Here is a 12,851-nt window from a genome sequence, read left to right as displayed (position 1 = left end):
GCCCCATGTCATTCTCACGGAAGCTACTACTTCTCGCCGGATGCCTGATTCTCAGTTTTGTCGTGGGGCTTGTGGCTTGGAAATCGTTGTCACACTCAGCGATGGATGTCGCCAAACTGCGAGCGCTATTGAGCGAGAAGAATGTCGCGCTCGGTTACCTCGAATCGGAGCAGCCTGACAAGACCTTTCCATCCTGGCTTCAACTGACCGAAGCGTTTCCTGATGAGAAATTGGGTCCGCAAAATCAGGTCGTTGCTCATCTAATGTCGCTTCAAAATGCCGGGGGTCAGCCGAATGCTGAGGTGCTGGAGAAACTCTCGGCGGGGATGGATCGACTCCAGCATCTTGAGTCGCAGTCTGCAGAGACGTTCAGCCTACTGGCCCGCGTCCAATTGGCGAGAGGTGACCTGGCGGCGGCACTCACTTCATGGAAAAAAGCCGCCGAACTGGATCCATCCAGTGCCGCCATCTGGTTTGAGGCCTATCAAGCGGCAAAAGAAGGTGGCCCTGAATATACCGACGCTGCAAGCGAGTTCTTGAACAACGCAGCGAAGCTTGCACCCGATAATCTGGCAGTACTTCTCGAGCAAATGCCGGCCTTGGTAAGTGAGGAAGCGCCACAGATAGCCGATGTGCTAGACCGAGCTAAAGAAGTGTTTTCTCCGCTGGAGACATCCGTTCAACGTCTTGTTGGCGTTTCCTTAGACGACATGCTTGCTCAAGCCAGCGACGCGGCTCGGCAGGGGAACTGGGCCGTAGTGCGACGAACCGTTCAGATGATACGCAATGCGACTCGGGCGGAGGAAGCGGTTCAAAGTGATCGGCTGATGGTTGAACGTAGTCCGTTGGAGTTTGTCGTAACGGATTTTTCGCCAGAGTTTTATGTCAAATACGCAGCGGCACTGGCAACCACGTCCCCACGAATTGAAGTGAAGTATGTTCCTGGCAAGACGATTGAAATAGACAGTGGCGGGAAAGTCAAAGATCTCGAGCTGGTCGACTTCGATTTAAACGGCACGATGGACTTGGCGCTGCTGAAGCAAGATGCCATTGAGATTTATTTGAAGCACGAATCAGGCGACGGATATGCACCGCCCGTGCGGTTAGAGATTAGCGGCGACTATGCAAAGGTGTTGGCAGTCGACTTGGACGGTGACATAGAAATTGCCGGAGGGGAAGTTCGGCAAGCTGGTGACTTCGATTTGGTCCTCTACGGTGCGAGTGGCGTTTCTATTATCGAGAACCAAGGAGGCAATCAACCGCAATTGACCGTTATCACGCAGGAGCACGCGACCCCCGATGTCCATATCGTTGTTCCAGCCGATCTTGATCACGATGGTGACTTGGATCTTTTCATCGGGACAAGTGGTACCCCAACGGTTTGGAGTAACGTCGATGGGCTCCACTTTGAGCCATGGGTGGTCGAGGCAATCAGCGGCGTCGAGGGCAACGCGAAATTGAAACAGGCGATTGCTGTCGACTGGGACCGCGATATGGACCTCGATATCATTGCATTGTACGAGGGAAGTCCCGGTCTGGGGTACTTCGAAAACTTGCGTCATCGCCGCATGCGTTGGCAATCGTTATCGAAAGACATCGCCGGTATTGAGCATGCCAAGATGTTCGATATCATCGACGTGGACTCCAACGCCAGTTGGGATATCCTGTATGCCGACAAAGACACGCTCAACGTGGCTCAAACTCGGACCGTCAAGACAGGAAAGGTGATTCCGTTGAGTACCAAGTCGGCCGACGCGAGTCTCCCGCTTCACTGGCAGCTTCTCGATTACGACAACGATGGTTATCAAGACCTATTTGCCTTTGATGAGGAAGGCAGCCAACTGCTACGGGGTGAACCTGATGGCAGGATGGAACAAACCTCAACCACCCTGCCTAAACTTGATGCTGAGATAATCGCGGCGAAACAGGCCGACCTGGATGGGGATGGCGATCTTGATCTCGTGCTGCTGACGTCGGACGCAATATTTCCGTTGATGAATGAAGGTGGTAATCAAAACCACTGGATTGATGTGCAGCTGTTAGCTGCTCAGGTCAAGGGAGGTGCGGCAAGTTCAAGTGGGCGGGTGAATCAATACGGACTGGGATCGCTATTGGAACTTCGCATCGATGCGAATTACCAAGCTCAGGTTGTTCGGCAAGGCATTACGCACTTCGGTTTGGGAGATCGAAAACAAGCCGATGCCATCCGGGTAATCTGGACCAATGGAATCCCTCAGAGCATCATTCAGCCTGAAATCAACACGTTAATCACCGAGCGACAAACACTGAAGGGATCGTGCCCCTACCTCTACACTTGGAATGGAGAGAAATTCGAATTCGTAACTGATCTGCTTTGGGCCGCACCAATAGGTCTGCAAAGTGCCGAGGGCAAGATCGTACCGGATCGCCCGTGGGAGTATATCAAAGTGCCAGGTGAGATGTTGTCCCAACAAAACGGAAAGTACGAAATTCGAATTACCGAGGAATTATGGGAGGCCGCTTATTTTGACCATGTTCAGCTAATGGCGATCGACCATCCGGCTAATGTCGAGGTGTATACGAATGAAAAAGTCGGACCGCCCAGCATTGCTCAGCACAAACTGTACGCCGTTGAAAAAAAAATATGGCCAAAGCTTGCCCTCGATACACATGGACGAGACGTGTCGCAGCTGCTAAGCAAGCAGGATGACCACTACGTAAAATCCTTCAAAAAGAAGATCTTGCAGGGCGTTACCGAGCCACACTTTATCGAACTTGAGTTTGAGGACCTGGGGGATGCTGAGCAGATCACCTTGTTCCTGACCGGGTGGATCTATCCTTCTGACACTTCGATTAATGTCGGCCTAGCCGAAAACGATTCAATTGCCCCCCCTCGTCCTCCATTTATCGAGTCGCTGGACGATGACGGACAATGGGTAGAAACCATTCCATTTACAGGGTTCCCTGGCGGCAAAACGAAGACGATCGCGATCGATATCACCAACGCATTTGCTAGTGACCGCTACCGGTTGCGAGTTGGCACCAGTATTGAGATTTACTGGGACGCCGCGTTTGTGACGACTTCTTCGCCGAACGTCGAAGTTAAAGAGATTCCATTGAAGCTGAGCGATGCCAAGCTGGCGTATCGTGGCTTCTCCGAGTGTCTGATTCACCCCGCCTTCGGTCCAGAACGTTACGACTACACCAAACTCTCAACACGTCCTAAATGGCCGGCGATGAGCGGAAATTACACTCGCTATGGGGATGTGTTGCCATTACTCGAAGAAGTCGATGACCAGCTCGTTGTTATCGGATCAGGGGACGAGATCTCTCTATCATTCGATGTGCCTGACCAGCCGCTGCCGCCCGGTTGGAAACGTGATTTCGTGTTGCATAGTGTCGGCTGGGATAAGGACGCCGACCTGAATACGATTTACGGCACCTCTTCGGAGCCTCTCCCTTACCAGGCGATGGGGAGCTATCCGGCGAAAGAATATCCCGCAAATGGTGCGTACCAAGAGTACTTAAGACAGTATCAAACGCGGCGACAGAGTTCGGCGCCTTTCCGCCGATCATGGAGTCAGACGAGCACGAATGCATTCGCGAATTAGGCTCGGTGCGAGTGCGATTTCTCGACGGCTGTGTAGCGGTACATGTTGTTAACGGATGTGTCGCAAAGACCTGCGGTGTTATAAGGAGCGATTGCGGTCGCCACCGTTTCAAAGAAGTGACAGCTTGTCCGGTCGGATCTCTCGGAGTTCACGACGCGTCTAAGCTCACCTGTCACTTGGGTTACGACTTCTCGAAATGGCTGATTATCAGCACACAGTATCGCCATTTCCGGTGTGAAACTGGAACGTAGTCGATTTGTCTCATAAGTCGTGGCTGCCGCGAAGTAGAGCATCGAGTACGGGACGAAAAGGGAAAAATCGTTCATTGCGGCGTAGCTTCCAGCGACCAGTTCATCCAGAAGGTCGAGTTCAGATCGAATCGTACTGGCATAATGATCCAACACGATTTCAAGCGAGTCGCGCAGCCAGTGCTGTTCGAGTAAGTGGCAAAGTCGTTCGATGCCACAAACCGTATGTGCGATGCCGCTGCTGTACAGCGGATCAACAAATCCGGCCGTATGGGGAAGCAGGGCCCAGTTCAGTCCGGACAACTGCGACCATTGTCGTTGTAATCGCCCTGTTCGGCAGATCTCGTTTTTAGGCGCGACGATGCGCGAAGATGCAAACTGCTTCGCCAGGGAAGGGTAACGGTTTAAAGTCTGATTCCACTGATCTGTAGCACTCAGCTTTGGATTTAACGGAGATGCTTTTGAGTTAGTTGCGATACCTACACTCGTTACTCCGTTATCAAAACGGAGTTGCCACATCCAGCCAACGTGAAGTAAATGATGCAAGGCAGCTGCATCGCACGGAAACGGATGGTCTATTGTGCGAGCGTCTTGCTGTTGAAGCATGGTTTCCCAAGGAAGCACTCCTTCCATGTGGGCGAAGACCGCTTGGGAATTCGTACGCATCCGGTCGCCAAGTTGCTTCAGTCCAAACGTTTTCGGTAGGAAAGAGGCCTCTCCTGTAGCATCAATCAGGAACGCTGCTTGGATAAAAAGCGATGTTCCATCTTCTCGCGACCCAACAAGCTGCCAGCTAGGTCGATCATCTTCAACCGTAACCTCGGTTTGATCAAAATAGGAAATTCCCGCAGACTCAAGTTGCTGGACGAAGAACGAGTCCACATCGCTGCGCAGCCAATGGGTATCCGCTGAGGCCTGGCTATGACTGGCAGCTACAAGCAATTCATTACGGTGGTCAGCGTGGCATTCAAATTCATGATTGGCCTGGTGAGAGAAGTAAGAGAAGCCACGTTTTGGGCCACGGATGATGTCGGGACAGCTCTGCAGCCAATCACCATAACGGGAAAGCGAATTTAGAAACGGAAGATCATATCGCCTAGCCAAATCGCGGAGAACCAAATCGGCTGTCGGGGTCGAAGATTCGCCCAACGCGAAACGAGGATGACGACCACGTTCGAGTACGGCCACGCGGAAGCCAATGCGATTAAGGATCAGCGCAGTCAAGCTTCCCCCGAAACCTGCTCCCACGACCGCGACGTCGACCGAGAGTGATTCATTCACGTCGTTAACTCACTGCATTTGCATGCCACCGGGGGAAGTGACTGCTGTTGAAGATTCATTTCCGCAAGACGATTACTGCGTTTCCCCACACATCGTTGACATGAAGCGAATTGCTTCAGATCCCAGAGATCGACAAAAAGACGGCCGCGATTACCAACGAGCCGCAAGCCTTCGGTCATGACCTGTTCAAGCGACGATAACGTAGGAGGCGCATAGTGACCGAGTGATCGTAGTTGCTCCATGATTCCGTTGCCTTCGCGGGTTGGGATGACGGCACAACAACCGACACCCAGACCGACGGCGAATTCGATGGAGCGAAGGGCCCATTCGATGCCTTGCTCTTCGGTTTGAAATGGTGCTTTAAGCAGGATAAAACTTCGCACTGAGATCCCAGCGGATAGCAAACGTTCCACTGCCCGCGCGTAATCATCGAGCGTCATTTGCTTGTTGAGCCGTGGTAATACTTGCGGGTCAACGGTTTCGAGTCCAAGGGCAACTTCGAGAGTCGTTTCCGCGAGTAGCTTGCTGAAAGTTCGACAGGCATCACCGCAAAGTCGAGGATGGTTTTCGACAATAACATGGTCGAAGGACTGCATCCTGCATGCAATTCCCTCTAGGTCGGCGGACGGGATTGCTTTTGCGTCGAAGAAGTTGCCACTGTTGTATAGCTTGATTTGCGACGCAGGCGGTAATTCGCTCAAGGCGAAATCGATCTGATTGGTAATCGCACCGACAGGGACACTCGTGTCGGTGGTATTTTTCCACAGATCGCACATCAAGCAACGAAACGGACATTCACGATTTGTCAGAAACAAGGTCGCTACGTCGACAATCGTACCGTTAGCAGCCCGCTCCTTTTCGACAAGGTAAGCGTAAGGCTGATCAGCCGTTACCTTGTTTTTCGGCGGGCGATATGCCAGGATCTCGGCGTCGGTAAGACGTTGGGAAGGCTTACTCATAACGTTGCGCGAAAGCTCGACGGTATTCCATTTCGTCGGTCGGAAATAGCTCCGCGAATTGCTCGCTAGAAATGGTGCCGCGTTGGAAACGTTGTTTCTCGAAGACTGGCATCGACAATCCCGTGATCTGCTCAACACCTCGGCGGACGATTTCCCCTTTTAGCTTGTATAGCTCGTCATGGCTCCAATCGGTAAGTTCGATGAACGGAATGCCTTCGGCGACTTCAATCACATTTGGCAACGCATACGGGCTAAATCCGCTAAATCCCAGCGCCTTCGCCGGGGCATGCGATCGAACATGTCCACGACTTTGCCCTCCGGAATAGGTCAGAGAATGTTTCACGGCATCCACTCCCCAACCTTCCTGGTAAAGCATCTGATTATTCAACACACTGCGGATGGTGAGCTCTGGGTTGTCCTCGATTGGGTAATCTTTGAGGTTCTCGTCACCTCCGTCTCCATCGATCAAGTACTTCCAATCTGGATAACGGTTGCGGATGCCACGGCATAACGCCAGCCCCATCGTTGCCGCTTGAACATCGAGCGGCTTGTAATCTTCGATGATTCGAACGGCGTCTCGGAAATCGAGGTCGTCTCCTTGGGCCTCTATCGGTTCCCAAAACATGCTCAAGTCAAGTTCAGCAAGGAAACGTTCGGCTTGACCCACATCGGTGCCACCATTCTCGACGCTTAAGGTGAATGCTTTTAGGCGAGCTGGGGACTCGCCTCGTTTGAGAAGCAAATGGTACAGTACCAAGAGTACAGAGCCACTATCGATTCCCCCGGAAAAGAGAACGCCAAGTGGCTGCTCGGATGGAATTGAATCGAGCCAACCGTTGATCTCCTCCGCCAGTTTACCGATGTACCGTGCTCCGATTTCGTCTAAGTTGCTGCTTAGCTGGTTCGGCTGAGGATCAAAGTAGCGGATGGTCGTCGGATTGGGATCGGGACAGCCGACGAGTGCTAACTCCATAATGTGGTGCGCGGGAACCATCCGTGTGTAGGAAGGATGGAACTGGCCGTGCAGGCCCTCGCTCTTGAGAAACTCATAGATCTCGTCGATCCTCTCGGCGACAACCAGGCACGGGCCTTCGGATCGCTTCGCCAGGAAGTAACGCATCGGGCGACCAATGGATCGCGCCATGCGAATGATCGTACCGTTCTTTGAAAGCAATGCAAAATGGCCATCAATCTCACGTACACGTGCTGGATCGCCCGATCCAACGCGTTCGACCGCCTCGTCAACGGACATGTTAAGCAGGGCGTTTCCCTCAGGATCGAGAAGATTTACCAGGCGTTCAATGGGGACGATGTTATGCATCATTGCCTCAGCATTGGCGATTAGGAAGTCGAAGTGTACGACACCGAATTATGCCAAAACGAAGCTACATCAACAACGGATGGGCCTAGAGGACGGGGTAGGGATGTAGTGGGTTAGAGCAAGATGTTATTTGGTTAGTTCTTCAAATGTTGCGTTCCCAATACGGTACTTGCTCCAGTCTTGATAGTCGAAGTGCCACCATTCCAAGGGATAAATGGTGAAGTTCTCCGGCTCCATCGACACGCGAAGGAATTGACGATACCAGCGCTGGCGAGACGTGCCGCCAGGATACATTGGAAAGGACCGGGGCGAGAACTCATCGTAAGTCGCGACCATTTCAATGGGCTTGCCAGTAGCGAGATCATAAAGCGTTAAATCCGCCGCACATCCTCGATTGTGACGCGATCCATTCGCGGGATTGGCAACGAAGTCTTGCATGGAAGCAGGAGTCGCATCCCAAAACATTTTGGTGACAAACCAGGGACGATAGGCGTCGTGTATAAGTAACCCCAGGCCGCGTTCCTTTAACCGCTGATGCACACGCACCAGGGCTTCCGCGGCAGGACGCTGCATGAATGCTTGGGGCTGCTGATACATGACGGCGCCCATGAAATTGTTGGTGGTGGCATAGCGAATGTCGAGCTTGATCGTCGGATCTAAGGAAATCAGTTCGACTAAGTCGGCCTCAACAAAGTCGCCAGGCTCGTTCGGTGGCGAGGCAGCCAGCGCAATGGGGCGTAGCTCTTCGATCGGTCGCACTGGATCGATCTTAAAGGTATCGCCATGCTTCGTGCCAACAGGTCGACGCTTGAAAGATATCTCAGCCGCCCTAACCTCGGTGGCACTCCCTGTTTCGTCGCGGGAGAAGAACAACTTTTCACCGTGATACAAACCGTAGTCAGGGAAGGCAAAAACATTCGGGCTGATTTCAGTGAGCGGGTAATCGTAGAACCATTCGATTAACGCGTGGAGTTGTCCATCCTTCTCAAGGATATACAAGGTGTTGTGATCCCAGCCGTATTCGCCGATCAATCCGTCCCAACGATCCGGGCTAGCAACGGGCGGTTCGTCGGGTAGTCGCTCGTAGACTGTGTCACCGTATTTGACCCCGGTCGAGCCATGTGGAACGAGCGGACTGCCGTAACCGAATGGATCGTCGGTAACGATGGCTCCATCGGACGAAGTTGCGCGGAGTTGGCGGCGGAATACCCCCTGATCGAGAAACACGTCGCCGTTCAGTTCCGAAATCTTGAGGATCTCTGAGGTTCCTTCTCTCCCGTAGGCTCCCACAAGCGACTTGGCACGTTCTGTTGCCAGTGCGGCCGTCTTTGGGTACTCCGGTAACGGCTGGCCATCTTGAGTCGCGATCATCAATCGCAAGGCATAATCGACCAGCTGACGAACAATATTGTTCGTTCCATCCAAAGAGGACGCTGCGGCGACTCCTAACTTGCGTTCTGGCAAAGCCTCGAACTGGGTAGAAAAACCGTAGATTGCCCCGCCGTGACCAACCTTTGTATAGTTATCCAACTTCTGGATGTGAAAACCGATTCCGAAGTCACGGTTCTCAGCACCATGCTCGTCCATCGTCGGTGTAATCATGTGATTCAAGGTTTCAGGCTTCAAGATCGGTCCAACGGGTGTCTTGCCATCTTGAAAAAGACAGATCAAAAGCTGGGAGAGGTCGACCACATTGGAATAGAAGTTGCCAGCGGGACCAGTGCCGAGCGAGAACGTCGGTGCCTCGAATCGACGGCCATCATAGGTCCACATCCATCCGGTAGCTAGGAAGTCTTCCTGGTTCGCTGGACGATCGAAACTGCTGTTGGGCATTTCCAGCGGATTGAGCAAGCATTGCTCGATTCTTCGCTCGAAGGGAACACCCGCCTTTTTTTCGAGAGCGGCGCCAACAACCGACACAGCCGCGTTGGAGTATTTAGTTTTCGTGTTGGGAGGGTAGACCAGTGTTGTATTATTCAAGCTGGCAATCGTTTCGGCCAGGGTTGGTTCGGTCGGATCAAAGTAGTTTCCGACCGGTGGTTCGCGTACCAGGCCAGAGCGATGCGACATCAATTGACGGAGAGTGATTGGCGTTTCGTATGGATTTTCAGGATGAAAGTCGGGTAAGTACTGCTGAACCGGCGCTTCCAGGTCAAGTGATCCTTCTTCAACAAATTGCATCACGGCGATATCGGTGAACAATTTTGAAACGGAACCAACCCGGTAGATGGTTCGCTTGCTGGCTGGGACCTTTTTGTCGGCATCTTGAAAGCCGAATCCGTCGGCCCAAATGACTTGATCGTCATCGACCAGCGAGATCGACAATGCTGGTAAGTCGTGCTGGTCTAGCTCATATTGTGCTGCGGCTTTCAGTTTGGCGATGGCCGGTCCGTAATCGACTGGCGTGGTCTTGGATGTGCCCTGCGGATTGGCGGGCTCTTGCCCGTTGGAATGTGTTCCCTGCATGGTCAAAATCACCGAAAGCGTCACTAGCAGCATGCGAAATATGAAAGACGAATGCTTCAGCATGAGGCTGGTCCTTAGTTGGCCCTAGGAGAGTTTTCAATGGCGAGAAGTGTACGAACTTGGTTGATCATGAACTACCGAGTCGGCTCGAACAAGTTGATTTCGGGCCAGTTCTCAATGTGATCCACGGCGTTGTGTACCCGCTCATTCAAGATGTTGATCAAGCGGTTGGTCGTGCCGGACGTCCGTGCGTTTAGTAGAATGACCACATTCTTGCCATCCTCGCGACGCGTGAGGGATGTGTTTGTTCCTGGCAGGGAGCCACCATGTCCAACGGATTTGAGACCATTATCATCGGTGTTAACGCTCCAACCGGAGACATAGTGTCTGCCGTTACGGTCTGTCTCATTCGGTGCGGGAGTAAACATCAATTCGATCGATTCGGCAGTGAGAATCGGACAATTGTCTGGTTGATCAAGACAGGTTCCAAATCTGGCGAGATCAATCGCTGAGGAAATCCAGGCCCCGTGCGAGTCCATCGATTCGAGGTACCACGCTCCATAGGCGTTGGGAACCTGTTGTCCTAGATTCTTCGCGAAAACGGATCGACTGAATCCCGGATCATAGTAGCGAACTTCGCCATCGGCTCGGCCCGGTAAGTGAGTCGCTCCGATTCGCATTTCCGTGGCACCGATGGGATGGAGAACGTGATTCTTCACATAGTTGTCGTACGCTTCGCCGGACAGTTCCTCAATGACTCGACCTAAGATGCAGTACCCGAGATTGGAGTAGGCATATCGCTCGCCAGGATCGAAGTCGAGTGGTTTGCCAAGCATCACACGAATAATTGCGTCGCAGTCGGCCGGAGGTGGCATTTGAGCGAGGTTTGCAAAATCGACCGAACGGAACATGGCGTCGAATGACTTATCCCGATCCCATCCTCCGCGGTGTTGAAGCAGATGGCGAATGGTAATGTCGTTCAAGCGTTTGTCGAACTTTGCTTCACCCTCCAAGATAGGTTCATATTTCAGTATCTCGAATACCTTATCGTCCATTGAAAGTTTGCCTTGCTCGATCAGTTGCATGATGGCGACTGCGGTGATCGGCTTGGAAATACTTGCCAGGCGAAAAAGACTTTCTGGTTGAACTGGTTCACGAGCTCCCAAGTCGGCATACCCGAATCCGCGAGCGTAAACCAATTTGCCGTGATGGGTCACTGCTATTGCTGCCCCCGGAATCGAATACTCTTTCATTGCTGACTGGACGGCCTCATCCAGGGCTTTTGTTTCCTGTAATTCTTTGCCGGTAGCAATCGCATACGGGGCCTTATCACTTTGATAGCCAGGGCCACGCAAGACTCGGCCAGGTCGAGCGCCTGTGAACTTCCCCTCGTCCAATACGACCTCACCGTTAACAATGACGAATTTCATTCCAGTTGAAATCTCGTGAGGATTGGCGAAGGTGGCGTTCTCCGTCAGATTATCGTAGTCGAATACGATGATGTCGGCGGCGAGTCCCTCTGAGATGCGTCCCCGGTCGTAAGCCATGACATTGTTCGCGGCCGAGGCACTCGCCTTCGAAACGGCCTCTTCCAACGAGATGGCACCCAGATCACGAACATACCGGGAAACCATGCGTGGGAAAGCTCCGAACCCTCGTGGGTGCGAAGCCCCTCCCCGATCATGAACTGGCCCAACATCGGTGCAGAAAGAGATAAACTCTTGTTGCATCTTCAGAATCAAATTCGCATCGGTCATGCTCTGCGGCATGACGAATGCTCCGCTACCGACCAAGTTGAAGAATGTATCCCACGGATCTTCACCTTTGGTCTGGGCGATTTCAGCGATGCTGCTACCAGCAAACTCGTTGTAGTCACCTTTACCAGGGGTTCCCACCACAACCTTGCTCCAGTCGTGCCCGACGTGGCGGAACCAGTTTTCCCAGCCGTCGGTTGTCAGCATCTCTTGCTTGATCTCGTCCCGCAAAGCCTGATCGGTCTTCAGCTTTTGATAAAGGTTTTCTCGCCCCATCGCAAAATGGCGAGGATGAATCAACGCGGCGATTCCAAGTCCGTTGTTGATATAGGGGTAGACATCGGCAGTAACCTGTTTACCTTCGTCACGAGCGGCTTGAATGCGGGCGATCGCCAGTTGCATTTTGCCCCAATTCTGACGACCGGCCGCTTTGAGATGAAAGATGTGAACCGGAACACCCGCTTCATCGCCGATTGCAATAGCTTCGTCGATCGCTTCGATCAGCATGTCCCCTTCGTTCCGCATGTGGGTGTAATAGCGACCCCCATGCTTTCCGGCCACAGAGGCAAGGGCAGCAATTTCCTTGGTTTGTGCATAGACGGCTGGTGGATAGATTAACGCTGTCGAGAGACCAATCGCTCCGGCATCCATTGCCTCGTCAACGTACGCCATCATACGAGCAAGTTCTTCGTCATTCGGACGACGGTCGACGTCCCCCAGAACAAGTCGGCGAATCTGCGTATGGCCGACGGTTTGCACTACGTTGACGGGCATCCCTTTCATATCCAACAGCTGAAAGTATTCCGCCATAGTGGTCCAGCCGCGAGTCTCCAACTCCTTGTCGGAAAGTGGCGCTGCCGAGGCACCTTCACCGCAGTTGATGGTCGTGATTCCCTGGGTTAGAACGTTGATGCCCGTATTGGGATCTTCCAAGAGAGGTGTGGCCGATTGTCCCATCATGTCAATGAAGCCTGGGGCGACGACTAGTCCGGTGGCGTCGATGACGCGCTTGGCTGATTCTGGTTCAACATGCCCAATCTCGACAATCTTTCCGTCGTCGATCAAGACGTCCGCTTGGAACCAAGGTGCCCCCGTTCCATCGACCACGCGTCCTCCCTTCAGCAACAAATCGGCGGGCGCGTCGGCGAGGGTGATCTTCGTAGTCATAGCCAAGAGAGCAAAGGCCACGAATTGAGTAGCCCAAAGTCGAGTCAGGTTCATCGTGTATCTCA

General features: G+C 52.9%; 6 protein-coding genes. 1 reads left to right on the top strand and 5 read right to left on the bottom strand.

Annotated features, from left to right (window positions below; translation table 11 throughout):
- The first annotated feature begins 5 nt into the window (after window positions 1-5).
- Entirely contained in the window at window positions 6-3,590 is a 3,585-nt protein-coding gene (locus C5Y83_RS01175; protein WP_105327805.1) for an FG-GAP-like repeat-containing protein, read from the top strand.
- Here the strand turns inward: C5Y83_RS01175 and C5Y83_RS01170 are convergent.
- The 5 genes from C5Y83_RS01170 to C5Y83_RS01150 all read right to left on the bottom strand — a co-directional run bounded on the left by C5Y83_RS01170 (window position 3,587) and on the right by C5Y83_RS01150 (window position 12,840).
- Window positions 3,587-5,119 carry an NAD(P)/FAD-dependent oxidoreductase gene (locus C5Y83_RS01170; RefSeq protein WP_105327804.1) on the bottom strand — a complete coding sequence of 511 codons (1,533 nt, stop codon included), beginning with the start codon at window positions 5,117-5,119 and terminating at the stop codon, window positions 3,587-3,589. The genes C5Y83_RS01175 and C5Y83_RS01170 overlap by 4 nt on opposite strands.
- A complete protein-coding gene (locus tag C5Y83_RS01165) occupies window positions 5,116-6,078 on the bottom strand; it encodes a radical SAM protein (protein WP_105327803.1) in 963 nt (320 codons plus the stop codon). Before C5Y83_RS01165 ends, C5Y83_RS01170 begins: the two co-directional genes overlap by 4 nt.
- Window positions 6,071-7,399, bottom strand: coding sequence for an asparagine synthase-related protein (locus tag C5Y83_RS01160; RefSeq protein ID WP_105327882.1), 1,329 nt, complete (start codon window positions 7,397-7,399; stop codon window positions 6,071-6,073). Before C5Y83_RS01160 ends, C5Y83_RS01165 begins: the two co-directional genes overlap by 8 nt.
- A 126-nt stretch (window positions 7,400-7,525) precedes the next feature.
- Window positions 7,526-9,928, bottom strand: coding sequence for a serine hydrolase (locus C5Y83_RS01155; protein WP_105327802.1), 2,403 nt, complete (start codon window positions 9,926-9,928; stop codon window positions 7,526-7,528).
- A 71-nt stretch (window positions 9,929-9,999) separates the two neighbouring features.
- Window positions 10,000-12,840: a serine hydrolase gene (locus tag C5Y83_RS01150; RefSeq protein ID WP_105327801.1), complete on the bottom strand. Its 2,841-nt coding sequence runs from the start codon at window positions 12,838-12,840 to the stop codon at window positions 10,000-10,002.
- Between the last annotated feature and the right edge of the window lie 11 nt (window positions 12,841-12,851).

This window comes from Blastopirellula marina (assembly GCF_002967765.1).
In the GTDB taxonomy this organism is placed as follows: domain Bacteria; phylum Planctomycetota; class Planctomycetia; order Pirellulales; family Pirellulaceae; genus Bremerella; species Bremerella marina_A.
The sequence above is the reverse complement of the archived record's forward strand: the minus strand, read 5'-3'. Positions and strand labels throughout refer to the sequence as shown.